Below are 24,482 nucleotides of genomic sequence, written 5' to 3' on the forward strand. Positions count from 1 at the left end.
ATGTCTGATAAGCCCTTAACCAAGACTGATTATTTGATGCGTTTACGACGTTGTCAGTCAATTGACACCCTTGAGCGCGTCATTGAGAAAAATAAATACGAGCTTTCTGATAATGAGTTAGCGGTTTTCTATTCCGCAGCGGATCATCGCCTGGCTGAACTTACGATGAATAAGCTCTACGATAAAATTCCTACTGCGGTATGGAAATTTGTACGCTGATTGGGTGACGCACCTTGAGGGCATCACCCCCGCATTAGTTTATGCTTAACAGAATCACCGCATCATCTGGCTCGCCCTTTCCCTGCAACTGTTATGTTTTTTCTTAGCGTAACTGTTACTTTCCACAAACATTGTGGTCACTTAAAATACACGGATCCCCCGTTTTAAGTTGATTTGAGAAAGGGCAGAAGATGACCGAGATACAACGCCTGCTAACCGAAACCATTGATGATCTCAATGTACGTGAAAAGCGTGACAACAAACCGCGCTTTAGCATCAGCTTTATTCGCAAACATCCGGGCCTGTTTGTCGCTATGTATGCTGCCTGGCTGGCAACGCTGGTGGTGATGCTGCAGTCGGAAACGCTGATCGGTTCCGTCTGGCTTCTGGTGGTGTTGTTCATCGTCTTTAACGCCTTCTTCTTCTTTGACGTTAATCCGCGCTACCGCTATGAAGATATTGATGTGCTCGATTTTCGCGTCTGTTACAACGGGGAGTGGTACAACACTCGCTATGTGCCCAACCAGTTGATCGACAGCATCCTGCACTCCCCGCAGGTTGAGTCGCAGCAAAAAGAGAAATTGCAAAAAATGATCGCCACCAAAGGCGAGCTCTCTTTCTACGACGTCTTCACCCTCTCCCGCGTGACCGCCTGACATCCGCACAGACCTGCCGCCGACAGCCTTGCTGTTAGCGGCAAGCCTTCTGTTGTGACCTAACGTTTTTTCTTACGCCCCTGCACCGCCTTGAAGCGCGGATTGGATTTGCAGATCACATACAGCCGCCCCTTACGTTTGACGATCTGGCAATCTGCATGACGTTGTTTTGCACTGCGCAATGAATTGAGAACCTGCATCGTTAACCCTTATTAACTGTTTTGTTATAACATAACAATTAGCATATCCGAGTCAGGGTGCAAAAACAACTCATACCGGATAAGCGGCTCCCCCTGCGTTTCCCGCTCCATAGAACCTGCCCGACATATTTTTTTATTTGCCCGCCTGATTGCTGAATGAAATCAATGCCAGCAACGCACTATAACGCTACACTTCAGCGTAGCTTTCCGTATTGATGTCATCGACTTGTGGGTCCCTCGCCCGGGGTTATAAAAAGGAAACAGGAGCATGACAACCCGACACCTGGTTAGTGTGGTGACCTGCGTACTGATTATTGCAGTGCTTGTTCCTGTGTGCCTGAGCGTCTGGCTGGCGCACCGTAGTGCGGAAGATAAATTTGTTGAGGATCTGAACGACTATACTGCGCGCGTCCAGATTCGTACCGACAAAGTGGTGACCCAGGCCAAATCCGCGCTCAACGAAATGGAGGCCTACAAAGGGATCCCCTGCAGTCGCGAACATGCGCTGGTGATGCGTCGCGCCTCTTTCTCCTGGCGCTATATCCAGGAAGTGATCTACGTTAACGATCTCAAACCGCTCTGCTCATCGCTGGAACAAGAGAGCCAGGCCGCCCCCTTTCCGCCGGCAATGCGGATCACTTCCGATGGCTTTCGGGCCTGGGTCACCTCGCACAACGATCTCAACCTGAAGCGCTATATGGCCGCCATCGGCACAGGCCACTATATCGTGATGATCGATCCGGGCTCGCTGATCGACGTGATCCCTTTTGGCTCCTGGCCGATTGACGTCGCGCTGGTTGGCACCCGTCGCAATATCGTTTTCGCCAGCAGTAACAGCCTGGATATGCAGGTGTTCAACAAGATGCAGCGGGATGGCAGCTCGCATTTTCAACATAACGGCGCGATGTACGATGTGCACAACGTGCCCGACCTGGGGTTTTCCATTGTGGCCTGGGCTTCCCTGAAGCCGCTTAAAGAGAGCTGGCACCACCAGCTCTATTTCTGGCTGCCTTTTGGCGTGCTGATCAGTTTGCTGACGGCCTGGTTTGTCTTGCGCGTGTTACGTCGCCTGCAATCACCCCGTCATCGTCTGCTGGACGCCATCAATGCCCGGGAGTTCCAGGTCCATTTCCAGCCCATTGTCGCGTTAAACAGCGGCAGACTGACCGGGGCAGAAGCGCTTGCCCGCTGGCCGCAGCAGGACGGTAGCTATCTCTCTCCCGATATTTTCGTCTCCCTGGCAGAGCAGACAGGCCTGATGAACCAGCTAACCACGCTGATCATTGAAAAAGTGTTTGAGGAGATGGGGGAGTGGCTGCGCCAGCATCCGGACCAGCATATCTCGATTAACCTTGCGCCTGAGGACCTGATCTCGGGTACCGTGCCCCCGCTGCTGAGCCGTCTTTTGAATCAATGGCGCATCCCGCCGTCGCAGATTGCGCTGGAGCTTACCGAGCGGGGATTTGCCGATCCTACCGTCAGTGCCCCCGCCATTGCCGGATTCCGGCGTGCCGGGCACTCAGTCTATATTGACGATTTCGGCACCGGATACTCCAGCCTCAGCTATCTGCAGGATCTTGACGTTGATACCCTGAAAATCGATAAGTCATTCGTCGACGCGCTGGAGTACAAAAACGTGACGCCGCATATCATTGAGATGGCCCGATCGCTCAATCTGGCGATGGTGGCGGAAGGAATCGAAACCGAAGGCCAGCTGACCTGGCTGCGCCGCCACGGGGTGCAATACGGTCAGGGATGGTTTTACAGCAAAGCGCTGCCAAAAGAGGCCTTTATCCGGTGGGCTGAAAACAATCTCGATCCGGAATCAAACGAGTAACACCCGGCGGAAAGCCCCGCCGGGCACCAGATTTACTCGTCCAGCAGCGGAGAGAAGCCGCCAAAAATCATCCGTTTACCGTCGAACGGCATCGATTCGCCGAATTCTTTCATCCGGGGATCGTTCATCATCTTCTGATTCGCCTCGTCGCGAACCGCTCTGGAAGGATATTCAATCCAGCTAAATACGACCTCTTCGTTCTCCTCCGCCTTCACTGCCAGGCGAAAGTCCGTTAATATGCCGTTGGGAACGTCATCAGCCCAACACTCTACAATACGAAGTGCGCCAAACTCCTTGAACAGCGGTGCGGCTTTCGCAGCCATCTCGCGGTAAGCTTCCTTATTCTCCGCGGGAACGGCAACCACAAAACCATCGACATACTTCATCAGATAAACCTCCGAAGTGAATGTGCGGCCATAGAATGTGACCGCATCAGCGATTAAGTTTAGTTCTGTTGCCAGCTAAAGGCGTAACGCACCTTTTTCCCCGGCAGGATAAACTCCGGCGACACGCTGGGGCTCCAGGAATCATCACCGCCCACGCCCATATGGAATGCATCCAGATTCAGCCAGCAGCCGGGCTCTTCCCGCAGCAGATGGTGATGGGAAGTCTCGCGCAGCTGCGTCTGGCTGTAACGGCTCACCCCGAAATGGAAGTCGCCGTCCAGCTGATGCTGCCCCAGCGTCAGCTGGCGGGTATCGCAGCGCAGGCCGTTTTCGGTCGGGAAAATGTAAGGCGTATGCAGCGCCGCCAGCGGCAACTCCCAGCGTCCCTGGCGGGCAGCAAGTTTGCGATCCGGGTAGTTCTCATACGGCCCGAGCCCGCTCCAGCGTACGGTTTGCGGCGCCTGCGCCAGCTGACAGCAGAGCCCGATACGCGCGGGCTCCGGTATGTCGCTCGCCACCTGCACCTCAACATCGCCATGCAGCACGCCGTGACTGTCGATGCGCCAGCATTTGCGGCTCAGGAACAGCACCTGGCTGTCGTACTCCCAGGCATGCAGGGTGGTGATGATCACCGCCTGTGCCAGCTGCTCGCCGTCGCACTCCAGCAGACGCGGCGTCAGGCTGTACATCCCCGCCGCCTTCCAGCGTTCCACCCAGGCATTCGGATCGATGCGGGTTGCTTCGCTGACCCCGATGTCGTTATCCAGCGGAGCGCGGGTAAAGTTGTCGGTCAGCGGCGCAAGCAGCGTCGCTTCTCCCTCCCGCCACCACTGGGTCAGGTCGCCGCTGGCGCGGTTAAACTGCCAGCGCTGCTGCTGATGGGTCACCACCAGCGCATCATCATCACGGGTGAGCTGAGGCGTTACCCCGGCAACCTTCGGCGGTGCAATAAACAACGGGGCGGGGAGCGGCCATTGCTCCCAGGCGCAAAGATGATTGTCCTCAGACCACGGGGTTGCCGCGGGCTGGAATACCTCGACGTTCAGCCACAGCTCGCCCGGTGCTGGTGTCCACTGCGGAAGGGCGATCTCCAGCCGCTGGGTACCCTGCGCCGGGATGTTAAGCGTCACCACCTCAGAGGCCAGCACCTCGCCATCACGTATCACCGACCAGCGCAGCTGCTCGTTGTCGGTCTGGCGGAAGAGATAGTCGCTGCGCACCTCCACCACCAGCGGCGAATGGCTGATTAGCGTAAAGGTGAAGAACTGCTGGGCGCGCTGGGCCTCATACAGGGCCGGATGCGGCGTACGGTCGGGGAAGACCAGCCCGTTCAGACAGAACTGGCGGTCGTTAGGCTTATCGCCAAAATCGCCGCCGTAGGCCCAGAAAGGGTGGCCCTGCGCGTCATGCTTCGTCAGCGCCTGGTCTACCCAGTCCCAGACGAAACCGCCCTGCAGACGAGGATGCTTGCGGAAGGCGTCCCAGTATTTCGCGAACCCGCCGAAGCTGTTGCCCATCGCGTGGGCGTATTCGCAAAGAATCAGCGGGCGCGTCTCATCCGGCATGCCGATCCACTTTTTAAGGGACCATTTCGGTACCGCCGGGAAGGGCTGATCCTGATCGACGCGGGCATACATCGGGCAGACGATGTCGGTGGCCGCGGTGTTGGCCCCGCCGCCCTCGTACTGCACCGGCCGGGTGGGATCCGTCGCCTTCACCCAGTGGTAAAGGGCATCGTGGTTGGCCCCGTGACCGGACTCATTGCCCAGGGACCAGATAATGATCGACGGGTGGTTGCGATCGCGCTGCACCATGCGGGTGACGCGTTCACTCATGGCCGGCAGCCAGCGCGGATCGTCGGCCAGACGGCTCATCGGTACCATGCCGTGGGTTTCGATGTTGGCCTCATCCACCACATACAGCCCATAGCGGTCGCACAGGCGATACCAGAGGGGGTGGTTAGGGTAGTGCGAGCAGCGCACGGCGTTAAAGTTGTGCTGCTTCATCAGCTCGATGTCGCGACGCATAGTGGCTTCGTCCATCACCTGCCCGCGCTCAGGGTGATGTTCATGGCGGTTCACGCCGCGGATCAGCAGCGGCTTGCCGTTGAGCTTCAGCAGCCCGTTGCTGATGTCGACCCGACGAAAACCGACGTCACAGGCTTCAACGTCCAGCACCTGCCCCTGCCCGTCGCGCAGCACAAGGGTTAAGCGATAAAGAGCGGGGATTTCCGCGCTCCACAGGGCCGGTTGATCCACCTTCAGGGAGACATTCACCCTCTCGTGCCAGGAGCCGCGCTCGTCGACAATAGCCGAGCCCGGCGTGCCGGTGGCGCTGGCGATACACTCCCCTGCCCGCCACAGATTGACGTTGACTTCGCAGCCCGCGTAGTCGGCTCCGCCGAGGGTCAGCGCCAGCTGGAGCTGGGCCCGATCGTAGTCGGCGTTCAGCTCAGTCACGACCTGGTAATCGGCAATATGGGTTTCAGGTTTGTGCAGCAGGGTGACATCCCGGAAGATGCCGCTCATCCGCCACATGTCCTGATCTTCAAGGTAGCTGCCGTCGCACCAGCGAAGCACCATCACCGCCAGGCGGTTGCTGCCCGGGCGCAGGAAGGGGGAAACATCAAACTCCGCAGGCAGACGGCTGTCCTGGGAGTAGCCGACCCACTCCCCGTTACACCACAGGTAAAACGCCGAGTTGACGCCCTCAAACACCAGCCGCGTCTGCCCGCTCTCCAACCAGCTGGCGTCCATATCGAATGTGAGCGAGTAACAACCGGTCGGGTTCTCGGCCGGCACAAACGGCGGATTGACCGGAATCGGATAGGTCACGTTGGTGTAGATCGGGGTGTCAAAGCCCTGCATCTGCCAGTTGGAGGGAACGGGCATCACCACCGCATCCGCACAATCCTCCTGCGTCCAGCTATCGGGCACCTGCTCCGGCGCGGCAAAGAAGCTGAACTGCCAGTCGCCGTTCAGCGAGCGAATGGAAGAGGAGCTCCCCTCCTCCCGCGCCGCCTGCTCGTCACGCCAGCCGCTGAGCGGCACGTGGGCAGGGAGTCGATTCCATTGGGTGACACCGGGGTTTTCCCAGTCACGACGGGCAAGAAGCGTGCTGAGAGTCAGGGGGGCAGGATGGAACATAATTACCTCTTTGCGAAGCGCTCACAATTTTTAACTACCATGCCCTGTCGGGATGACAGGGTAAAGCGGGAGAGCGTCATGAAGCGATGGCGATCACAAAAGCGTTAGCGACGCGCCAGCTGTTCGGCCAGCAGCGCCAGGGATTTTAGCTGCTGGGCCAGATCCTCACTGCCCTGAGGGATCCCTGCCCGGGCGGTAGAGTGACGCTCGATCAGGGTGACCGGGAGACAGGTTTGCGCAGGATCCTGCCCGACATGCCCCTGCTGCGCCAGTAGCCACTCCACGCTGCGCAGCCCGGCCTCGCGAAAGGCCTGGCGAACGGTGGTCAGCGGCGGGGTAAACCAGGCGCTGTCGGTGGTATCGTCAAACCCCACCACCGACAGCTGGCCTGGCACGGCAATGCCCTTTTCAGCACAGGCGCGCATCACGCCGAGCGCCATCTGATCGTTTGCCACCAGGATCGCCTGCGGAAGCGCAGCCCCGGCCAGCAGCTGGTGGCCTTTCTCATACCCCGAGGCGGCGCTCCAGTCACCCTCGGCGATGGCGCTGGGCTCCAGGCTCGCCGACTTCAGCGCGGACAGCCAGCCCGCCAGACGAGCCCGCGCCGAAACGGAACTTTGCGGCCCGCCGAGCAGGGCGATCCGCTGATGGCCCAGCGCCAGCAGAAGCTGCGCGCCAAGGGTTGCCCCCTGTTCGGCATCAAACACCAGACTGTGCACCCGGGCGGTGGGCGAGACATCAAGGAATAATACGGGCACCGGAACGGCCTGCGCCTGCAGGCTTTCCGCCTGCTCGTTCTCCAGCGGCACGTTGACCAGCAATCCTTCGACCCGCTGGGCCAGCAGCTCCTGCACGGCGGCCAGACACTGCTGCGGATTTTCGACCATCGAGATCAACACGCTCGCCCCGCGCTCGCCTGCCCGGGTCTTGACCGCCGAGGCAATTTGCGACGGGGCGTGCAGGGCCAGATCGGTGGTGATCAGCCCCAGCGTGCGGGTGCGTTTCCCGGCCAGCTGTTGGGCACCACGGTTAGGGACATAGTGCAGCTCGGCCATCGCCTGCAGCACTTTCTCCCGGGTCCGGGCGGAGACATGCGCCGCATCGTTAATGACCCGCGAGACGGTTTGATAGGAGACGCCCGCCAGGCGGGCAACATCGTAAAGGGTTATGGCTTTCATGCGCGCCGCATTACAGTGAGTGATGCGCCTATTCTGTCATAACCCTACATTTAAAGCATGTGAGCGCTTCGCAAAATCAGACAACCCGCTCAGGCTCAGGGGCTAAGATTCGTGGCTTCTGACGAAACCACGGCAAACAGATCTGGATCAGCGGGCCAATGCTTAACGCATACAACACAGTGCCTACGCCAAACGTCCCCCCCAGCACGCAGCCAGTCAGCAGGACAGTAATCTCAATTGCCGTGCGCACGCTGCGGACCGACCAGCCGGTGCGGGCGTTAATCCCGGTCATCAGGCCGTCGCGCGGCCCGGCACCAAACCCGGCGCCAATGTACATGCCGGTCGCCAGCGCATTGACGATCAGCGCGCTGACCAGCAACAGGCTGCGCGCTACCAGGGAGTCGATAGCCGGGATAAACGTCAGCGCCACGTCGGCAGCCAGGCCAATGACAATGACGTTACTGATGGTGCCCAGGCCCGGGCGCAGCCGCAGCGGGATCCACAGCAGCAGCACCAGCACACCGGTCAGAATGATGACGGTGCCAATATCCATTGCCAGCAGTTTTGCCACCCCAAGGTGGAAGACATTCCAGGGATCGGCCCCCAGATCCGAACGCACAAACATCGCCGTTGACAGGCCATACAGGCTTAATCCGACGTAAAGCTGAAGTAATCGACGCAACATGATCTTTCTCCGGTTATCTCTGCTTTCATCATGACCTGAAATGGCACTATGATTAATGTCCAGTTTTTGAAAAGTGGACTGCATATGTCATCGCGTCGTTTTGGAAGCCAGTCACTGGTGCGCCTGTTAGGCCACTGGCAGCAGGAGACCTCCCGTACCCCACTGTGGCGTCAGCTGGCCGATGCGCTACGCCTGCTGATCCTCGACGGCAGACTGGCGCTGGATACGCGCCTGCCGGGCGAGCGCGAGCTGGCCTTAGCCCTGGAAGTAAGCCGTACCACGGTCAGTAGCGCGCTTGCGCATCTGCGCGATGAAGGCTATCTCGAAAGTCGCCACGGCAGCGGATCCCGGGTGATCCTGCCCGACAGCCGCACGCCCCCGACCCGCGCCAACGCCAGTGCGGCGCTGGATCTCTCCACCGCGGCACTGGGGGCCGGGCCGGAGATCCATCAGGCCTACACCCATGCCCTGACCGCCATGACGCAGCATCTGACGCAAACCGGCTACGACCAGCTGGGGTTACTGGCGCTGCGCGAGGCCATTGCCGCACGCTATACGGCTCGGGGTCTGCCTACCCGGGCGGAAGAGGTGATGGTAGTTAACGGTGCGGTCAGCGGGCTGGCGCTGGTGCTGCGGATGTTTACCGGGCCCGGCGATCGGGTAGTGGTGGATCATCCCACCTACCCGCTGGCTATCGCCGCCATCCAGGGGGCCTCTTGTCGACCGGTCGGTGTATCGCTGCCGCACTCCGGCTGGGACATCGACGGTTTTGCGGCCACCCTCGCCCAGACCGCACCGCGGCTGGCTTACCTGATGCCGGACTTTCATAACCCCACCGGCCGCTGTATGGATGCGGCCAGCCGTGAGGCCATCGCCGCCATTGCTGCCCGGGCCCGCACCACGCTGGTGGTGGATGAGACCATGGCCGATCTCTGGTTCGATGCCCCTCCTCCACCGCCGCTGGCCGCCTTCTGCCCGAACGGCAATGTCATCACCCTCGGCTCGGCGGGAAAAAGTTTCTGGGGAGGCCTGCGTCTGGGCTGGATTCGTGCTCCGTCGCGCACTATCGCCACCCTGGCGCAAACCCGCGATACCCTCGATCTGGGCTCGCCGCTGCTGGAGCAGCTGGCCACCCTGTGGTTGATTGAGAATGGCGACACCTTTTTACCGGCGCGGCGGCAGATGCTGCGCGCACGACGCGATCGCTGTGCGGCGTTACTGCGGGAACATTTTCCAGAGTGGCGTTTCCAGATGCCTGAGGGTGGCCTCTCCTACTGGGTGGAGCTGCCGGATATGCTGGCTACCCAGCTGGCTACCCGCGCTGAAGCGGCTGGGATCCATCTGGGAACCGGGACGCGCTTTGGCCTGTCCGGGGCCTTTGACCGCTATCTGCGGATGCCCTTCTCGCTGGAACCTGCGGAGCTTGAAAGTGCGCTGGTGCGCATCAAGCCGCTGTGGCTGGCGCTGAATAAAAGCGGACAATTGTTAAAACGCACCCTTGTATAACTGCAACTGCGCTATTTATTATCAGGAAAAAGTGAGCGGGCGCACAAATAGCAGCGGAAAAAAGACGAGGTAAAAACGTCTGACTGTATTCGTTACAGTCAGACATTTTCTGCAGGAAGGAAGTCAGTGCTGAGCAGGGATAGGAAAACCTTTCAGGGAAATAACAAAACTATCGCCTTCTTTCTTTATTTTTGCGCCGGTATCACACCAGTCAGACGCAATTCGAAAGAACTCATCACTGCCAACATCCCAGCCCAGGCGGACATGTTTGACATAGCCAGAGCGCAGAAGCGTGCAGGCTTCCGAGTAGCTGCTGGCGGTTGATTGCTGATGTTGTTTCATTTTTTCTTCTTCAGAATTTTTCTTAATGCTTTGATTTCTTTAGGAGTAAAAGGTGCTACGCTCTCTTCTTCCGTATGTTGATTGTCAATATCCTCTTCCGTTACTCCCGCCTCGTCTGCTACAGCAAAGGCCATTTGCAGCAGTTTCTCTGTGGTAACGCTGAGATTCTCATTATTCACTTCTGCGTAATGACGAAGCTTCTCTTTTAGCGCTTCGTCAATTTTTACATTCAGCACGGCAGTGGTCATGGTGGCTACATCCTTGACATCAATTTGTTAAATTAATACACGAAGTTATCATTATTATCCAGATATATATTGCCTGCTTATATATCATCAAAATGTCACACTTACCCTGCACAACATTTATGACAAAATAATGACAACCACATTTCAGTATGATGACAATTAAGGAAATAAACAGGCCAGCCCAGAAATATATAATGTGCTGAATGTCGCGATGAGCAAGGGGCTGTGATGTCTGAAGAAGAAAATTTTGAAGGAGGCAGAAATGGGTGGGGGCCCTGCCAGCTACATCCCGGCACACACGTCGTCTGCCCTGGCTGCTTCCTTCCGGACCTGACCTGGTGAACAGAGTAGCGTTGCGGGAGAACCAACAGAGCCCCCATTGAGAGCGTTGTTAACCAACGCGCTGGCGCATTATCACTGTACCAGATAGCAATTGCAAGTTAACTGCGTCCGGGTGATGGTTTATTGCGCAAAGCGTTTACAGAGTGCGCACATTCTTCCTGTCCTGCCGCGTAATCTTTATGATGCTCTCAACACAGGAGCAAAAAAATGGACGAGCACGACTCATTTCCCCAGCGGGTCTGGCAGATAGTGGCCTCAATTCCAGAAGGGACAGTCACCACCTATGGCGAAGTGGCACGGCTGGCCGGTTCTCCGCGCGCGGCACGGCAGGTGGGCGGCGTGCTGAAACGGCTGCCGGAAGGAAGTACCCTGCCCTGGCATCGGGTGGTGAACCGCCACGGCGCGATCTCCTTAACCGGCCCTGATTTACAGCGTCAGCGTCAGGCCTTGCTCAGCGAAGGGGTGCAGGTATCAGGAAGTGGACAGATCGATTTGCAGCAGTACCGCTGGCGGTATTAAAAGCCCCTCTCAGGCGAGAGGGGCTGACGACATTAAAGCTGGGTCGGAGCCGGGGTAGCCGTAGACGGGCTGACCTGAGTTGGCGAGGTGGACGGAACGGTAGTAGGTGCACCGCCGCCAGGCTGTAACGGCAATGAGGTCTGCTGAACCGGTACCAGTACCAGATCGGCTTTGGTGCCGCCCTGGTTAATGACCGGTTTCACGATATCGGTCATCAGCACAACCTTGTCATTAATGGTGATCGCAGCGCTCAGCAGGATACGGGCATTAGGCTGCACATCCGCCGGGTTAAACGGCAGTTCAAACTTGAACGGCGCCTGTTTACCTTCGGTACGGGTCGCCTGCTGCGCCAGTACTTTCGACGGTGAATCGGCCAGCGAGGCATCAGACAGGGTGACGGTTAATACCGCATCCGGCGGCAAAGCCACTTTCTGACGGATCCAGATGGTCCCGGAAACATTAGGCTGCTGAATGGTCGGCTGAGCCGCCACGCCAGCAGTATTTGGGTTTGGCGCTGGCGTCTGGATGTCTGCACTTTTATCCGCGCAGGCAGAGAGAGCAACCGCTACCGCTAAACCACTTAACACGTGCACGAGTTTCATTGAGTTCTCCTTATCATCAATGCACCAGCGGGATCGATACCGCCAGATGAGTGGTTAATACCAGGTTAACGAGACTAAGTGTGGCACACATCACTTATTAATGCCTGGAATCTCCCTGTTATTCAGATTATTGCACCCATCGGACCACTTCCATTTCTGCGTTATACTCTGCCTATCTTTCGCCACGGCGTTTTAATTGAGGACGACTATGAGTCAGGCACTAGGCAATCTGCTGACATTATTAAACCTGGAAAAAATTGAAGAAGGACTCTTTCGGGGACAAAGCGAAGATCTGGGCTTGCGCCAGGTATTCGGCGGTCAGGTTGTGGGGCAGGCCCTCTACGCAGCTAAAGAGACAGTACCTGCAGAACGCTTTGTGCACTCCTTTCACAGCTACTTTTTGCGCCCTGGCGACAGCCAGAAACCGATCGTCTATGACGTGGAAGTCCTGCGCGACGGTAACAGCTTCAGCGCCCGTCGCGTGGCGGCCGTGCAGAACGGCAAACCAATCTTCTATATGACGGCGTCGTTCCAGGCCCCGGAGCCGGGCTATGAGCATCAGAAAACGATGCCCCCTGCTCCGGCACCGGATGACTTAAAGTCTGAAACGGACATTGCCCGCGCACTGGCGCATCTGCTGCCCCCTCAGGTGAAAGAGAAGTTTCTCTGCGACAAGCCGCTGGAGATCCGCCCGGTTGAGTTCCATAACCCGATGAAGGGCCATACCGCCGAGCCGGCGCGTCAGGTCTGGATCCGCGCTAACGGCACGGTGCCGGAAGATTTCCGCGTCCACCAGTATCTGCTGGGTTACGCATCCGATTTCAACTTCCTGCCGGTTGCCCTGCAACCGCACGGCGTGGGCTTCCTGGAGAAAGGGATGCAGGTTGCCACTATCGACCATTCGATGTGGTTCCACCGTCCGTTTGATATGAACGACTGGCTGCTGTACAGCGTGGAGAGTACCTCGGCGTCGAGCGCGCGCGGGTTTGTTCGCGGTGAGTTTTATACCCAGGACGGTGTGCTGGTAGCTTCTACGGTGCAGGAAGGGGTGATGCGCAACCGGGGATGATGTAAAAAAGCCGGGTGGCGGCTTCGCCTTACCCGGCCTACGGTACGCTTTTGTAGGCCCGGTAAACGTAGCGCCACCGGGCAAGACTCTCAACTCACGCGTTATACGCATTCTCGCCGTGGCTGTTGACGTCCAGACCTTCGCGCTCCTGCTCTTCCGGTACGCGCAGACCCACCGTCATGTCCGCCAGCTTGTAGCCGATAAAGGCCACCACGCCGGACCAGACCACGGTGATGCCGATACTTTCCAGCTGCACCAGGACCTGATGACCCATGGTCACGCCTTCTGCGTAGCCGACGCCGCCCAGGGAGGTCGAGGCGAAGATGCCGGTCATAATGCAGCCGACGATGCCGCACACGCCGTGCACGCCAAAGACATCACAAGGATCGTCCACACGCAGCACACGTTTCAGCGCCGTGACGCCCCACAGACCCGCCAGGCCTGCCACAATCCCGACGATCAGCGCACCGCCGACACCGACAAAACCACAGGCCGGGGTAATGCCAACCAGACCCGCAATGGCACCGGAACAGGCACCCAGCAGGGAAGGTTTACCGCGTACCGCCCACTCGCCAAAGATCCAGGAGAGAATCGCACCCGCCGTCGCAATCACGGTGTTCACGAAGGCCAGCGCCGCGATCTCGTTGGCTGCACTGGCGGAACCGGCGTTAAAGCCAAACCAGCCGAAGTAGAGGATCGCCGTACCGGTAAAGACCATCGGCAGGTTGTGCGGTTTGAAGGCCTCTTTGCCAAAACCAACGCGTTTGCCAATCAGGTATGCACCGACCAGGCCCGCCACCGCGGCGTTAATGTGAACCACGGTACCGCCCGCAAAGTCCAGCGCGCCATGGGAAGCTAACAGACCGCCGCCCCAGACCATATGCGCCACCGGCACGTAGGAGAGGGTCAGCCACACCACCACGAAGATCAGCACCGCGGAAAAGCGAATACGTTCCGCCAGCGCCCCGACAATCAGGCCGACGGTGATACAGGCGAATGAGCCCTGGAACGCCACGTGGATGTACTGATAGAAGCTGCCCATCACCGCGGTCAGCTCGATATTTTTCAGCATCGCCCAGTTGAAACTGCCGAAGAAGGCGTTGCCTTCACCGAAGGCCAATGAATAGCCGTAGACCACCCACAGGACGCACACCAGAGCGAAAGTTACCGTCACCTGCGTGAGCATGGAGAGGACGTTTTTACCGCGGATCAGGCCGCCGTAAAATAATGCAATCCCCGGAATGGTCATAAACAGCACCAGCGCGGTGCAAATCATCATAAAGGCGTTATCGGCTTTATCTGCGACCGCCGGTGCCGCCATTGCCAGCCCCGGCAGCAGTGCCAGAGACCCCAGACCTGCTTTGAGTGTTGTTGTGTTCATTTTCTCGCTCCCTATCACTGTGTGCCTGATGTTTTACAGTGCCGCTTCGTCGGCTTCGCCTGTACGAATGCGAATAACGCGTTGCAGCTCAGCAACGAAAATTTTGCCGTCGCCAATTTTGCCGGTGTAGGCGGCTTTACTAATTACGTCGATAACTTCATCCAGCTGATCGTCGGCGATTGCCACGTCAATCTTCACTTTTGGCAGGAAGTTGACGCTGTATTCCGCACCACGGTACAGCTCCGCATGACCTTTCTGTCGCCCAAAGCCTTTCACCTCGGTGACGGTCAGTCCCTGAATACCCATAGAAGAGAGTGCTTCACGCACGTCTTCGAGCTTGAATGGTTTGATGACCACGGTAACCAGCTTCATATATCTCTCCAGTCAGAATTCGGTAATGGCTCGCGAACTGATTAGTTATTGCAAGGGGTGTGCCAGAATTAAAAAGAGAGGAAAGATGAGGCGTGGCGCTGAGAGGACGAAAAAAAACGCACCATGACGGTGCATGATGCGTTTCATTTTTGCACCAACCGATTCAGCGGCTGGCAGGTTGCTTAATTTTAGTGCATCAGGCGCTGAGCGACTCTTCGCGCGTGCTGGCCGCCAGCTCTTCACCGGCCAGCTGCAGCTGATACATCTGCCAGTAACGCCCTTTCGCCTCAAGCAGTTGCTTGTGGGTGCCGCGCTCAACCGCCTGGCCACGATGAAGCACCAGAATGGTATCGGCCTCGACAATGGTCGACAGGCGGTGGGCGATAACCACCAGAGTGGTGTGTTCACGCACTGCGGCCAGCGCCTGCTGGATCGCCTGCTCGGTGCCGGAATCAATGCTGGCCGTGGCTTCATCAAGGATCAGCACCTGCGGCGTTTCAATCAGCACCCGGGCCAGGGCCAGCAGCTGTTTCTGCCCCACCGAGAGGTTATTCCCCTGCTCGCCCAGACGGGTTTGAATGCCGTCATGCAGGCCGCGGGCCAGCTCCGCCAGCTGAACTTTTTCCAGCACGTCCCATACCTGCTCCTCGCTGAACGGCCGCCCGAGCGTGACGTTGGCGAAGAAGGTATCGGCCAGCACCACCGGATCCTGCTGCACCATCGCCACCCCTTTACGCAGCGCGGCGTGGCTCAGGGTGGCGAGCGGACGCCCGTCGAGGCGAATCTCCCCTTCGGTGAGCGGGTAGTAGCCCATCAGCAGGCTGGCGAGAGTACTCTTACCGCTGCCGGTATGGCCCACCAGCGCGACAAAGCTCCGGGAGGGCACCTTCAGATCGATGTCCTGTAAAACCAGCCGGTCATCGCGATAGGCGAAGGAGACCTTATCAAACTCAATGGTGCCGCTTTGCAGGTCACGATTGTCATTGCCGTAGGCCTGACGCGGGCGATCCATCAGCTCGAAGACGCGCTCGCCGGCAACCACCGCCTGCTGCAGCATCGACTGCTGGGTGGTCAGCTCGATCAGCGGCTCGTTAAGACGGCCCAGATAGCTGATAAAGGCATACAGCACCCCGACCTCAATGGTGCCGCCAGCGGCAAAACCAAACTGCATCAGCAGCCCGCACAGCACCAGCGCCGAGAACAGGCTGAGCAGCGGGCGCAGGAGAAAACCATCCAACCGCAGGGTCTGCATGCGGGCCATATAGTGGGAGCGGCTGGCCTCGCCCATGCGCTCGCCAAAACGCTCCTGCTGGCGGAACTGCTGGATAACGCTCATGCCGTTGATCACTTCGTTGAAGCCATCGTTAATATCCGCCAGATAGGCCCGCACGCGGCGGACGATCGGCGTGCTGTAACGCTGGTAGATGATCATCACAATCATCACCGCCGGGAAGATGGCCATCGCCACCAGCGCCATGCGCCACTCGAGGCTGAACATCGCCACCAGCATGGCACCGACCAGGGCGGCGCTACGCAGCACCGTGGCTACCACCGTGACATAGAGATCGCGGATCACTTCCGTATCGTTGGTGACGCGGGAGATGATCTGCCCGACGGGCTGAGTATCGAAGGCGCTCAGGGGCTGGCGCAGGGCGGCATCCATCACGTCGGTACGTAACTGCTGCACCACCCCGACGGCCGCCTGGTTAAACAGCAGCGACTGGGCATAGTGCAGCCCGGCCGCCAGCAGCTGCAGGCCGATATAGGCCACCGCCAGCCCGGTCACCAGGCCGAGCGGAAGGTAGTTTTTAGCCACCATGTTGTCGATGAAATAGCTGATCAGCAGCGGGCCGGTCACTTCGGCAATCGCCGCAATCCACAGCAGTACCACCGCCAGCGACAGCGGTTTGCGCCACGGCGAGCCATACGCCAGCAGGCGTTTAAGGGTGGGCCACAGCTGGGAAAAACTACGCATCGGCGGCCTCCTCGTTCATTTCCGGCACCTCATCCAGCGCCGCTTCCAGTTGTTGATAGCGATACATATCGCGATACCAGCCCGGCTGCTCCGCCAGCTGTTCATGCTGTCCGCGCTGGGCAATATGCCCGTGCTGCATCACCAGAATTTCGCTCGCCTCGGTCAGGGCCGACAGACGGTGGGCACTGATGATCACCGTGCGCCCCTCTCCCCACTGGCGCAGGTTATGCAGGATCTGATGTTCGGTACGCCCATCCACGGCGGACAGGGCATCGTCGAGGATCAGGATCTCGGCATTGAGCAGCAGCGCCCGGGCAATGGAAATACGCTGCTTCTGGCCGCCCGAGAGCATCACCCCGCGCTCGCCCACTTCGGTTTCATAGCCCTGAGGCAGGCGCAGAATATCCTCATGCACGCTGGCAAGACGGGCGACGTGCTCGATGGCTTCCCGGGTCGCTTCCGGGCAACCCAGCGCAATATTGTTGGCGACGCTATCGGAGAAGAGGAACGGCGTCTGGCTCACCACCGCCAGCCGGCTACGCCAGCTGTCGAGTTGCAGTTGAGTGAGCGGAATATCGTGGAAACGGATCTCGCCCTGGTCAATATCAAAGTGGCGCTGGATCAGGGAGAGCACGGTACTTTTCCCCGCCCCGGTCGGGCCACAGATCCCCAACATTTGCCCGGGTTGCAGCGTGAAATGGACGTTTTCAAGCGTCGTTTTTTCCGTATGCGGATAGGCAAAGGCCCGCACTGAGAAGTTCAGCTCGCCGCGCCCGTCCGGCACGCGCTCGCTGCCGTCGTTGACCACCGGTGCTTCAGCGAGCATGGCGCGGATCCGGCTGTAGGCCGCGCTACCGCGCTCGACGATGTTGAACATCCAGGCCAGAGCCAGCATCGGCCAGATCATCAGCCCCAGATACATGGCAAAGCTGGTCAACTGGCCGAGGGTCAGCGAGCCGTTTATCACCATCCAGCTACCGCCGCCGATGGCCAGCAGATTAGCGGTGCCAATGGCGATATAAATGGTGGGATCAAAGCGGGCGTCGATCCGGGCAACGCGCAGGTTTTTGGCCCCGGTATCGGCAGCATCGGCAGCAAACAGCGCCGACTGGCGATCTTCCAGGCCGAAGGCTTTGATCATCCGGATACTGGTCAGGCTCTCCTGGGTCCGGTCGTTGAGCGAGGAAAACGCCGCCTGCGCCAGCTTGAAGCGCTGGTGCAACTGATCGCCGTAGCGTTTGATCGCCAGCGCCATAATGGGCATTGGCAGCAGCGCCAGCAGGGTCAACTGCCAGCTGATTTGGGTCGACATCACAATCAGTACCGCGCAGCCCATCACCAATGAGTCCACCAGGGTCAGTACCCCTTCCCCGGCGGCAAAGACCACGCGATCCACGTCGTTAGTGGCGCGGGCAATCAGATCCCCGGTGCGGTGACGCAGGTAAAATTCCGGATGCTGGCGGCTGAGCTGACGGTAAAAATCTTCCCGCAGCTCGACTGCCAGCTGGTAAGAGGCTCCGAACAGCAGCACGCGCCAGACATAGCGCAGCAGATAGACCACCACCGCTGTCAGCACCAGGGTGCCGATCCACATCATCACCCGTGCGGTGGTGTAATGCTGTTCCGTTACGCCATCCACGACATAGCCCACCACTTTTGGCGGGATGAGCTGCAGGACGGCAATGATAATAAGCAGGGCCACTGCACCGAGATAGCGTCGCCACTCCCGGCGGAAGTACCAGCTTAACTGAGCAAATAATCGCACGCGGTCTTTTCCTGAGGATCGTATTCCGGCGGGGCCGGGAAGTTATTCAATGGGTAAGGCGGTGGTGTATTTTATCTGTTCCATCGCAAAGCTGGAGGTGACATTCGACAGACCTGGCACGCTGTTGACCAGCCGTTTATAGAAATCATCATAGCGTTTCATGTCCGCCACCTGAACGCGCATCAGGTAGTCGTATTCGCCCGCCATGCGCCAGAAGCCCAGCACTTCCGGCATCTCGGATACCACGCTGACGAACCCGCAGTACCAGTCGCTGCTGTGGTGCTGCGTTTTTATCAGAACAAACGCGGTCAGTCCAAGCCCCAGTTTTTCAGGATCGAGCAGCGCCACGCGTCCCAGCAGGATGCCTTCATCTTCGAGTCGCTTGAGGCGTTTCCAGCAGGGCGTGGTGGTCAGATTAACGGCATCCGCCAGCGCCTGCAAAGAGAGGGTGCAGTCGCTTTGCAGTAAGGACAGCAGCTTACGGTCAATTTTATCTAGCATACCCACCCCCGCAGAGAAAATTTTTCTCCTTACATTCTATTTTAAAGGCCAGATAGCAACAATTTTTTCTGTGCTTTTCGCTATGCTGGGCACAAAATGACAAACGGATTACCGAGATGAACAGCTCCTGGGTTAAAAACGCCATCAGTGAAATTAACGCCGATTATCAGCGCTCGGCGGACACGCACCTTATTCGCCTGACCCTGCCGGGTTTTGCCGGTATTCAGCTCTATCTGAAAGACGAAAGCACCCACCCCACCGGCAGTCTGAAGCACCGTCTGGCGCGCTCGCTGTTCCTGTACGGGCTGTGTAACGGCTGGATCAATGAAGGCACCACCATCATTGAATCCTCTTCCGGCTCAACCGCCGTTTCGGAAGCTTATTTCGCCCGCCTGCTCGGCCTGCCGTTTATCGCCGTGATGCCCTCCTGCACCGCAAAACGCAAAATCGAACAGATCGAATTTTACGGTGGTCGCTGTCACTTTGTGGAAAGCGCCTGTGAAATTTATGCCGCTTCGGAGATGCTGGCCCGGGAGCTGAACGGCCACTATATGGATCAGTTTACCTTTGCCGAACGGGCCACGGACTGGCGCGGCAACAACAACATTGCCGACAGTATTTTCCGCCAGATGCAAAATGAGCCCCATCCGGTGCCGGCCCATATCGTGATGAGCGCCGGAACCGGCGGCACCTCGGCCACCATTGGCCGCTATATTCGTTGCCAGGGCTACGATACCCGTTTGATGGTGGTGGATCCGCAGAACTCGGTGTTCCTGGATTACTGGCAGCAGCGCGATCCGGCCCTGCGCAGCCCGGTGGGCAGCAAAATCGAAGGTATTGGCCGCCCACGCGTTGAACCGTCGTTTATCCCGGATGTGGTGGACGAGATGCTCCGCGTACCGGATGCCGCCAGCGTCGCCACCGCCCACTGGCTGGAGACTCAGCTTGGCCGCAAGGTCGGGGCCTCTACCGGGACCAATATGTGGGGCGCATTACAGCTGGCAGCGCGGATGCGCGACGCCGGGCAAACCGGCTCGATCGTCACCCTGCTGTGCGACAGCGGTGAACGCTATCTGGACACCTACTATAATGCCGGGTGGGTGAAAGCCAACATTGGCGACGTGACGCCGTGGCTGGCGGAGATTGCCCGGCTGGTGAAATAAAAAAAGCCAGACTTTCGTCTGGCTTGCTGGAAGGGTCTCACTATTCGGGGGAATAAGGAAGATCAGGTGTATCCAGCCAATGGGTTAAAAAGTGGGACACGGCCTCGTTGCGGCAGTGTCCGATAACCGGTAAATGCGAGAGCTCAGCGATCAGTTGCGGCATCGCATTACCCATAATCAGGCCGCGTCCCACGCTGCCCAGCATCTCGCGATCGTTCATCGCATCGCCAAACGCCATACACTCCTGCAAGGTTAAGCCCAGATGATCGCTCAGCACCGCCAGGGCGGAACCTTTGTTGCACCCGACCGGCAGCACCTCCAGGCAATCGATCGCCGAGAAGGTCAAATGGGCACGGTTACCCAGCGCCTCGTTGAGCTGAATGCGCAGGCGGCACAGATCGTCGTGATCGCCGCAGAAACAGACTTTAGTCACCGCATGCGCCGGGATACGACGCAGATCGGTCAGCTGATACTGGAAGCCACTGTAGACGTGCGCATCCAGTAGCGCCGGGAGCGCTTTTCCGGTCAGCCAGCCGGTGTCGTTAAACACGTGGATGCTGGCCTGGGTGTCCCAGGTGGTATGCAGTACCTGCTCCGCCACGTCCGGGGCCAAATCCTGACGATAAAGCACCTCCCCCTCCAGAGAGTGGATGCGCGTGCCGTTGCCGGTAATCAAAAAGGCATCGAGGGAGAGTGCCCCCATCAGGTGACGCATCTCCAGCACATGACGGCCCGTGGCGAAGGTGAGCGTAATGTCGCGCTCATGCAGTCGCTTCAGCGTGCTCAGCGTCTTGTCGCCTAAACGGTGGTCCGGCATTAACAAGGTGCCGTCCATATCAAATGCAGCCAGCCGCGCCATAGGAACTCCGAAAATGTGAGGGGGTTAACTTGTGCATCAGTATTGCGTGATATATACGGAAGTAATACTGAATAGATGGAAATTATTGTTCCGGGTTTACTATGCGCCAGCTTAATCGACTTAATCAGTACCAGCGGCTGTGGCAACCCTCAGCCGGTGCGCCGCAGCAGGTCAGCGTCGCCGAGCTGGCCAGCCGCTGTTTTTGCAGCGAACGGCATGTGCGCACGCTTTTGCGTCAGGCCCAGGAGGCCGGGTGGCTAAGCTGGCAGGCCCGGTCAGGGCGCGGTAAGCGCGGCGAATTGCGCTTTCACGTCACGCCGGAATCGCTGCGCAATACGATGATGGAACAGGCGCTGAAACGCGGCCAGCAGCACAACGCTCTGGAACTGGCGCAGCTGGCACCCCAGGCGCTGCGTGCTTTGCTGCACCCGTTTCTGGGCGGACAGTGGCAGAACAACACTCCGACGCTGCGCATTCCCTATTACCGTCCCCTCGATCCGCTCCATCCGGGCTTTTTGCCCGGCCGCGCCGAGCAGCATCTGGTCGGGCAGATCTTTTCCGGTCTGACAAGGTTCAACGACACCAGCAGCGAGCCGGGCGGCGATCTGGCGCATCACTGGGAGATCTCAGCCGACGGGCTTAGCTGGCACTTCTACATTCGCTCCACGCTGCACTGGCATAACGGTGACAAAGTCGAGGCGGCCCAGCTCCAGAACCAGCTGGCGCGGCTGCTGACCCTGCCCGCCCTGCGCAAACTGTTCAACAGCGTCAAGCAGATTGAGGTGACCCATCCCCAGTGTCTGACCTTCGTGTTACACCAGCCGGACTACTGGCTGGCGCACCGCCTGGCGAGCTACTGCAGCCGTCTTGCCCATCCGGATCAGCCCCTGACGGGGAGCGGACCCTTCCGGCTGGCAATCTTCGACGCGGATCTGGTCCGGCTGGAGAGCCACGAGCAGTACCATCTGGGGCATCCGCTGCTGAAAGCAATTGAGTACTGGATCACTCCTCAGCTTTTTGACCAGGATTTAGGCACCAGCTGCCGCCATCCGGTACAGATCGCCATTGGCGAGCCGGAGGAGCTGGCCAGTCTGCGGCTGGTCAGTAACAGTATCAGCCTCGGTTTTTGCTATCTCACGCTGAAGCAGAGCGGCAGGTTAAGCGAGGCGCAGGCCCGCAGGCTGATCGACATCATTCATCACACCTCCCTGCTGCATACCCTGCCGCTGGATGAGAACCTTATTACCCCGACCCAGGAGTTGCTGCCGGGGTGGTCAATTCCGCAGTGGCCGCAGGTGCACACTCCTGCCCTGCCGGAGGCGCTGACCCTGATCTATCACCTGCCGGTGGAGTTACACACCATGGCGGAGCAGCTTAAACGCTACCTGGCTCTGGAAGGCTGCCAGTTAACGGTGATTTTCCATGATGCCAAAACCTGGGATGGCTGCACCGCCCTTGCGGATGCCGATATGATGATGGGCGACAGGTTGATTGGCGAAGCGCCGGAATACACCCTGGAGCAGTGGCTGCGCTGCGATGCGCTCTGGCCGCACCTGCTCAGTGCCCCGCAGTTCGCGCACCTGATGGCGACCCTGGATGCGGTTCAGGTTCTGCCCGATCCCGCGGCGCGCCATCTGGCGTTGAAAGAGGTGTTCTCGCAGTTAATGGAGCGTGCCGTCCTGACGCCGCTGTTTAACTATCAGTACCAAATCAGCGCCCCGCCGGGCGTGAACGGCATCCGCCTGAATCCGCGCGGCTGGTTTGATTTTACCGAGGCCTGGCTGCCGGCCCCGAAAGCGTGAAGAAGCTGGTCGCCGCCACGGGCAGACGTTACCATAGGCCTTTAACCGTGAAAGTTGGGAAGATTAATGAAACGTGCCGTTGTCGTGTTCAGTGGAGGCCAGGACTCCACGACCTGTCTGGTTCAGGCTCTGCAGCAATATGATGAAGTCCACTGTGTGACTTTTGACTATGGTCAGCGCCATAGCGAAGAGATTGAGGTCGCGCAGAAACTGGCGGTGAAACTCGGCGCACGGGCGCATAAGGTACTGGATGTCACCCTGCTAAATGAACTTGCGGTGAGCAGCCTCACCCGCGACAGCATTCCGGTGCCGGACTACGAACCGGATGCCGAAGGGATCCCAAATACCTTCGTGCCGGGACGTAATATCCTCTTCCTGACCCTCACCGCCATCTACGCGTATCAGGTCCAGGCCGAGGCAATCATTACCGGCGTGTGCGAAACCGACTTCTCCGGCTACCCGGACTGCCGTGACGAGTTTGTGAAAGCCCTCAACCACGCCGTGAATCTGGGGATGGCCAAGGATATCCGCTTCGAAACGCCGCTAATGTGGCTCGATAAAGCCGAAACCTGGGCGCTGGCCGACTACTGGGGCAAGCTGGATCTGGTGCGTAACGAAACGTTGACCTGCTACAACGGCATTCAGGGCGATGGCTGCGGCCAGTGCGCCGCCTGTAACCTGCGTGCCAACGGCCTGAACCACTACCTGGCGGATAAAGTCGGAGTCATGGCGGCCCTGAAAAAGAAAACCGGTCTTAACTGATCCTGGCCCGTCTGCCGGGGAAGCCTCCGCTTCGCCCGGCATCAAATTCCGGATTTACTTGATTAACAGCTCCAGCTTCTCACGTAACTCCCCTTCCAGCGGCAGCGCTTTCTGGGTTTGCAGATCGATGCAGACAAATGTGATCAGCGCATCTGCCACCACCTGCCCTTCCGGTTCCAGCGTTACAACCTGGCTCAATACTCCGCTTTTACCGTTCAGCTGCTGTAACTGGCTGGTGACGGTGAGGAGATCGCTGAGTACCGCGGGACGGCGATAGTTAATGTTGATGTTCGCCACCACAAAGGCGATACGACGCGCGGTCATCCACTGAAAACTTTCGCTGTTTTCCAGCCCATCCCAGCGCGCCTCTTCAAGAAACTCAAGATAACGTGCGTTATTAACGTGTTGATAAACATCGAGGTGGTAACCGCGTACTTTGATTTGAGTCTGCATAGCGCAATAGCCTTCAGGGTTGTTATTTATAAGATTCAGAGGTCATACTGGTATGACCTCTTTATCCTGGCAAATTTTAGCCACTGTGCAAGTTATTACAGCGTCAGGAACGCAAGATTACGCTCCACCAGCGCCCCACCCATGCCGGGCACCTGCTTCAGGTCGTCGAGGGTTTCAAACGGGCCGTACTCTTCCCGGTAGCTGACGATCGCCTGGGCTTTCTTCAGCCCCACCCCGTTCATCACCCGCGCCAGCTCCTCCGCCGGGGCGGTATTGATGCTGATCCGCCCCTTCTCCGCCTCCGCCGCTTTCGACTGCTGGGGAGTGGTGGTGAGGGGCGGCGCATCGGGCCTGGCTTGTGCGGCCTGTGTTTTGGCGGCCGGTGTCGCCGCCAGCGCGCAGTGGCTCATCCCGGCAGACACAAAGGCAAGCGTAATCAAGAGGGCTTTGATTCCATATTTCATGCTGTTTTCTCCTTGTTTGTTGACAGCCCATTCACCATAGCCGGGTCATT

Annotated in this window: 25 protein-coding genes and 1 other RNA gene; 9 read left to right on the forward strand and 17 right to left on the reverse strand. The window is 58.6% G+C overall.

Annotation, left to right across the window (positions count from 1 at the left end; genetic code table 11):
• Both WFO70_RS11575 and WFO70_RS11580 read left to right on the forward strand, forming a co-directional pair.
• Entirely contained in the window at positions 1 to 219 is a 219-nt protein-coding gene (locus WFO70_RS11575; RefSeq protein ID WP_032616864.1) for an HHA domain-containing protein, read from the forward strand.
• Positions 220 to 410: 191 nt separating this feature from the next.
• Entirely contained in the window at positions 411 to 875 is a 465-nt protein-coding gene (locus WFO70_RS11580) for a YlaC family protein (RefSeq protein ID WP_337016275.1), read from the forward strand.
• A gap of 59 nt (positions 876 to 934) precedes the next feature.
• Here WFO70_RS11580 and ykgO read toward each other — a convergent pair whose 3' ends face one another.
• Complete coding sequence (gene ykgO / locus WFO70_RS11585; RefSeq protein ID WP_142488461.1) at positions 935 to 1,075, reverse strand: type B 50S ribosomal protein L36; 141 nt, start codon at positions 1,073 to 1,075, stop codon at positions 935 to 937.
• A 268-nt stretch (positions 1,076 to 1,343) separates the two neighbouring features.
• Here ykgO and WFO70_RS11590 point away from each other — a divergent pair, with 268 nt between their 5' ends.
• Positions 1,344 to 2,912, forward strand: coding sequence for an EAL domain-containing protein (locus WFO70_RS11590; protein ID WP_337016277.1), 1,569 nt, complete (start codon positions 1,344 to 1,346; stop codon positions 2,910 to 2,912).
• Between the two features lie 32 nt (positions 2,913 to 2,944).
• On the opposite strand, the gene WFO70_RS11595 is transcribed toward WFO70_RS11590, so the two are convergent.
• The 4 genes from WFO70_RS11595 to yczE form a co-directional block, all read right to left on the reverse strand.
• Positions 2,945 to 3,298, reverse strand: a complete 354-nt coding sequence (locus WFO70_RS11595) for a DUF1428 domain-containing protein (protein WP_337016279.1) — start codon at positions 3,296 to 3,298, stop codon at positions 2,945 to 2,947.
• 59 nt (positions 3,299 to 3,357) lie between these two features.
• The gene (locus WFO70_RS11600; protein WP_337016281.1) at positions 3,358 to 6,444 is read right to left on the reverse strand and encodes a beta-galactosidase; all 3,087 of its coding nucleotides are present in this window, start codon (positions 6,442 to 6,444) and stop codon (positions 3,358 to 3,360) included.
• A gap of 104 nt (positions 6,445 to 6,548) precedes the next feature.
• Positions 6,549 to 7,622 (reverse strand): LacI family DNA-binding transcriptional regulator, encoded by a 1,074-nt coding sequence (locus WFO70_RS11605; RefSeq protein ID WP_337016283.1) that lies wholly within the window; start codon positions 7,620 to 7,622, stop codon positions 6,549 to 6,551.
• 76 nt (positions 7,623 to 7,698) lie between these two features.
• Positions 7,699 to 8,307 (reverse strand): membrane protein YczE, encoded by a 609-nt coding sequence (gene yczE / locus WFO70_RS11610; RefSeq protein WP_337016285.1) that lies wholly within the window; start codon positions 8,305 to 8,307, stop codon positions 7,699 to 7,701.
• Between the two features lie 84 nt (positions 8,308 to 8,391).
• Between yczE and yczR the strand changes: the two genes are divergently transcribed.
• The gene (gene yczR, locus WFO70_RS11615; RefSeq protein WP_337016287.1) at positions 8,392 to 9,813 is read left to right on the forward strand and encodes a MocR-like transcription factor YczR; all 1,422 of its coding nucleotides are present in this window, start codon (positions 8,392 to 8,394) and stop codon (positions 9,811 to 9,813) included.
• A 123-nt stretch (positions 9,814 to 9,936) separates the two neighbouring features.
• Here the strand turns inward: yczR and WFO70_RS11620 are convergent, their stop codons facing one another.
• The 3 genes from WFO70_RS11620 to ffs all read right to left on the reverse strand — a co-directional run bounded on the left by WFO70_RS11620 (position 9,937) and on the right by ffs (position 10,773).
• Positions 9,937 to 10,155, reverse strand: coding sequence for a hypothetical protein (locus WFO70_RS11620; protein ID WP_032616855.1), 219 nt, complete (start codon positions 10,153 to 10,155; stop codon positions 9,937 to 9,939).
• On the reverse strand, positions 10,152 to 10,403 hold the full coding sequence (locus WFO70_RS11625; RefSeq protein ID WP_039032396.1) for a hypothetical protein: 252 nt from the start codon (positions 10,401 to 10,403) through the stop codon (positions 10,152 to 10,154). Before WFO70_RS11625 ends, WFO70_RS11620 begins: the two co-directional genes overlap by 4 nt.
• A 273-nt stretch (positions 10,404 to 10,676) precedes the next feature.
• Positions 10,677 to 10,773: signal recognition particle sRNA small type (gene ffs, locus WFO70_RS11630), an RNA gene on the reverse strand.
• Positions 10,774 to 10,952: 179 nt separating this feature from the next.
• Between ffs and WFO70_RS11635 the strand changes: the two genes are divergently transcribed.
• Positions 10,953 to 11,264, forward strand: coding sequence for an MGMT family protein (locus WFO70_RS11635; RefSeq protein ID WP_442913062.1), 312 nt, complete (start codon positions 10,953 to 10,955; stop codon positions 11,262 to 11,264).
• 32 nt (positions 11,265 to 11,296) lie between these two features.
• Here the strand turns inward: WFO70_RS11635 and WFO70_RS11640 are convergent, their stop codons facing one another.
• Complete coding sequence (locus tag WFO70_RS11640; RefSeq protein ID WP_337016289.1) at positions 11,297 to 11,866, reverse strand: YbaY family lipoprotein; 570 nt, start codon at positions 11,864 to 11,866, stop codon at positions 11,297 to 11,299.
• A gap of 208 nt (positions 11,867 to 12,074) precedes the next feature.
• On the opposite strand from WFO70_RS11640, the gene tesB reads away from it, so the two are divergent.
• The gene (gene tesB, locus WFO70_RS11645; RefSeq protein ID WP_337016291.1) at positions 12,075 to 12,935 is read left to right on the forward strand and encodes an acyl-CoA thioesterase II; all 861 of its coding nucleotides are present in this window, start codon (positions 12,075 to 12,077) and stop codon (positions 12,933 to 12,935) included.
• 94 nt (positions 12,936 to 13,029) lie between these two features.
• Here tesB and amtB read toward each other — a convergent pair whose 3' ends face one another.
• The 5 genes from amtB to WFO70_RS11670 form a co-directional block, all read right to left on the reverse strand.
• Positions 13,030 to 14,316 carry an ammonium transporter AmtB gene (gene amtB / locus WFO70_RS11650; protein WP_337016292.1) on the reverse strand — a complete coding sequence of 429 codons (1,287 nt, stop codon included), beginning with the start codon at positions 14,314 to 14,316 and terminating at the stop codon, positions 13,030 to 13,032.
• A gap of 33 nt (positions 14,317 to 14,349) precedes the next feature.
• A complete protein-coding gene (gene glnK / locus WFO70_RS11655; RefSeq protein ID WP_032616849.1) occupies positions 14,350 to 14,688 on the reverse strand; it encodes a P-II family nitrogen regulator in 339 nt (112 codons plus the stop codon).
• Between the two features lie 196 nt (positions 14,689 to 14,884).
• Positions 14,885 to 16,663: a SmdB family multidrug efflux ABC transporter permease/ATP-binding protein gene (locus WFO70_RS11660; RefSeq protein ID WP_337016294.1), complete on the reverse strand. Its 1,779-nt coding sequence runs from the start codon at positions 16,661 to 16,663 to the stop codon at positions 14,885 to 14,887.
• On the reverse strand, positions 16,656 to 18,428 hold the full coding sequence (locus WFO70_RS11665; RefSeq protein WP_337016295.1) for a SmdA family multidrug ABC transporter permease/ATP-binding protein: 1,773 nt from the start codon (positions 18,426 to 18,428) through the stop codon (positions 16,656 to 16,658). Before WFO70_RS11665 ends, WFO70_RS11660 begins: the two co-directional genes overlap by 8 nt.
• A gap of 42 nt (positions 18,429 to 18,470) precedes the next feature.
• Positions 18,471 to 18,929 carry an Lrp/AsnC family transcriptional regulator gene (locus WFO70_RS11670; RefSeq protein ID WP_106992153.1) on the reverse strand — a complete coding sequence of 153 codons (459 nt, stop codon included), beginning with the start codon at positions 18,927 to 18,929 and terminating at the stop codon, positions 18,471 to 18,473.
• 116 nt (positions 18,930 to 19,045) lie between these two features.
• Here WFO70_RS11670 and WFO70_RS11675 point away from each other — a divergent pair, with 116 nt between their 5' ends.
• Complete coding sequence (locus WFO70_RS11675; protein ID WP_337016299.1) at positions 19,046 to 20,092, forward strand: PLP-dependent cysteine synthase family protein; 1,047 nt, start codon at positions 19,046 to 19,048, stop codon at positions 20,090 to 20,092.
• A gap of 40 nt (positions 20,093 to 20,132) precedes the next feature.
• On the opposite strand, the gene cof is transcribed toward WFO70_RS11675, so the two are convergent.
• On the reverse strand, positions 20,133 to 20,951 hold the full coding sequence (gene cof / locus WFO70_RS11680; protein ID WP_337016301.1) for an HMP-PP phosphatase: 819 nt from the start codon (positions 20,949 to 20,951) through the stop codon (positions 20,133 to 20,135).
• Between the two features lie 101 nt (positions 20,952 to 21,052).
• On the opposite strand from cof, the gene WFO70_RS11685 reads away from it, so the two are divergent.
• Positions 21,053 to 22,753: an SgrR family transcriptional regulator gene (locus tag WFO70_RS11685; protein WP_337016303.1), complete on the forward strand. Its 1,701-nt coding sequence runs from the start codon at positions 21,053 to 21,055 to the stop codon at positions 22,751 to 22,753.
• Between the two features lie 66 nt (positions 22,754 to 22,819).
• Positions 22,820 to 23,515: a 7-cyano-7-deazaguanine synthase QueC gene (gene queC, locus WFO70_RS11690; protein WP_337016305.1), complete on the forward strand. Its 696-nt coding sequence runs from the start codon at positions 22,820 to 22,822 to the stop codon at positions 23,513 to 23,515.
• A gap of 54 nt (positions 23,516 to 23,569) precedes the next feature.
• Here queC and WFO70_RS11695 read toward each other — a convergent pair whose 3' ends face one another.
• Together WFO70_RS11695 and WFO70_RS11700 are read right to left on the reverse strand one after the other, a co-directional pair.
• The gene (locus WFO70_RS11695; protein ID WP_337016307.1) at positions 23,570 to 23,968 is read right to left on the reverse strand and encodes a YbgC/FadM family acyl-CoA thioesterase; all 399 of its coding nucleotides are present in this window, start codon (positions 23,966 to 23,968) and stop codon (positions 23,570 to 23,572) included.
• A gap of 95 nt (positions 23,969 to 24,063) precedes the next feature.
• On the reverse strand, positions 24,064 to 24,432 hold the full coding sequence (locus WFO70_RS11700; RefSeq protein ID WP_337016309.1) for a helix-hairpin-helix domain-containing protein: 369 nt from the start codon (positions 24,430 to 24,432) through the stop codon (positions 24,064 to 24,066).
• Between the last annotated feature and the right edge of the window lie 50 nt (positions 24,433 to 24,482).

This window comes from Leclercia sp. AS011 (assembly GCF_037152535.1).
Classification (GTDB): Bacteria; Pseudomonadota; Gammaproteobacteria; order Enterobacterales; family Enterobacteriaceae; genus Enterobacter.

Excerpts from the sequence above, each read along its gene's own strand:
- WFO70_RS11575 (WP_032616864.1), top strand. The coding sequence starts at position 1 with ATGTCTGATAAGCCCTTAACCAAGACTGATTATTTGATGCGTTTACGA.
- WFO70_RS11580 (WP_337016275.1), top strand. The coding sequence starts at position 411 with ATGACCGAGATACAACGCCTGCTAACCGAAACCATTGATGATCTCAAT.
- ykgO (WP_142488461.1), bottom strand. The coding sequence starts at position 1,075 with ATGCAGGTTCTCAATTCATTGCGCAGTGCAAAACAACGTCATGCAGAT.
- WFO70_RS11590 (WP_337016277.1), top strand. The coding sequence starts at position 1,344 with ATGACAACCCGACACCTGGTTAGTGTGGTGACCTGCGTACTGATTATT.
- WFO70_RS11595 (WP_337016279.1), bottom strand. The coding sequence starts at position 3,298 with ATGAAGTATGTCGATGGTTTTGTGGTTGCCGTTCCCGCGGAGAATAAG.
- WFO70_RS11600 (WP_337016281.1), bottom strand. The coding sequence starts at position 6,444 with ATGTTCCATCCTGCCCCCCTGACTCTCAGCACGCTTCTTGCCCGTCGT.
- WFO70_RS11605 (WP_337016283.1), bottom strand. The coding sequence starts at position 7,622 with ATGAAAGCCATAACCCTTTACGATGTTGCCCGCCTGGCGGGCGTCTCC.
- yczE (WP_337016285.1), bottom strand. The coding sequence starts at position 8,307 with ATGTTGCGTCGATTACTTCAGCTTTACGTCGGATTAAGCCTGTATGGC.
- yczR (WP_337016287.1), top strand. The coding sequence starts at position 8,392 with ATGTCATCGCGTCGTTTTGGAAGCCAGTCACTGGTGCGCCTGTTAGGC.
- WFO70_RS11620 (WP_032616855.1), bottom strand. The coding sequence starts at position 10,155 with ATGAAACAACATCAGCAATCAACCGCCAGCAGCTACTCGGAAGCCTGC.
- WFO70_RS11625 (WP_039032396.1), bottom strand. The coding sequence starts at position 10,403 with ATGACCACTGCCGTGCTGAATGTAAAAATTGACGAAGCGCTAAAAGAG.
- WFO70_RS11635 (WP_442913062.1), top strand. The coding sequence starts at position 10,953 with ATGGACGAGCACGACTCATTTCCCCAGCGGGTCTGGCAGATAGTGGCC.
- WFO70_RS11640 (WP_337016289.1), bottom strand. The coding sequence starts at position 11,866 with ATGAAACTCGTGCACGTGTTAAGTGGTTTAGCGGTAGCGGTTGCTCTC.
- tesB (WP_337016291.1), top strand. The coding sequence starts at position 12,075 with ATGAGTCAGGCACTAGGCAATCTGCTGACATTATTAAACCTGGAAAAA.
- amtB (WP_337016292.1), bottom strand. The coding sequence starts at position 14,316 with ATGAACACAACAACACTCAAAGCAGGTCTGGGGTCTCTGGCACTGCTG.
- glnK (WP_032616849.1), bottom strand. The coding sequence starts at position 14,688 with ATGAAGCTGGTTACCGTGGTCATCAAACCATTCAAGCTCGAAGACGTG.
- WFO70_RS11660 (WP_337016294.1), bottom strand. The coding sequence starts at position 16,663 with ATGCGTAGTTTTTCCCAGCTGTGGCCCACCCTTAAACGCCTGCTGGCG.
- WFO70_RS11670 (WP_106992153.1), bottom strand. The coding sequence starts at position 18,929 with ATGCTAGATAAAATTGACCGTAAGCTGCTGTCCTTACTGCAAAGCGAC.
- WFO70_RS11675 (WP_337016299.1), top strand. The coding sequence starts at position 19,046 with ATGAACAGCTCCTGGGTTAAAAACGCCATCAGTGAAATTAACGCCGAT.
- cof (WP_337016301.1), bottom strand. The coding sequence starts at position 20,951 with ATGGCGCGGCTGGCTGCATTTGATATGGACGGCACCTTGTTAATGCCG.
- WFO70_RS11685 (WP_337016303.1), top strand. The coding sequence starts at position 21,053 with ATGCGCCAGCTTAATCGACTTAATCAGTACCAGCGGCTGTGGCAACCC.
- queC (WP_337016305.1), top strand. The coding sequence starts at position 22,820 with ATGAAACGTGCCGTTGTCGTGTTCAGTGGAGGCCAGGACTCCACGACC.
- WFO70_RS11695 (WP_337016307.1), bottom strand. The coding sequence starts at position 23,968 with ATGCAGACTCAAATCAAAGTACGCGGTTACCACCTCGATGTTTATCAA.
- WFO70_RS11700 (WP_337016309.1), bottom strand. The coding sequence starts at position 24,432 with ATGAAATATGGAATCAAAGCCCTCTTGATTACGCTTGCCTTTGTGTCT.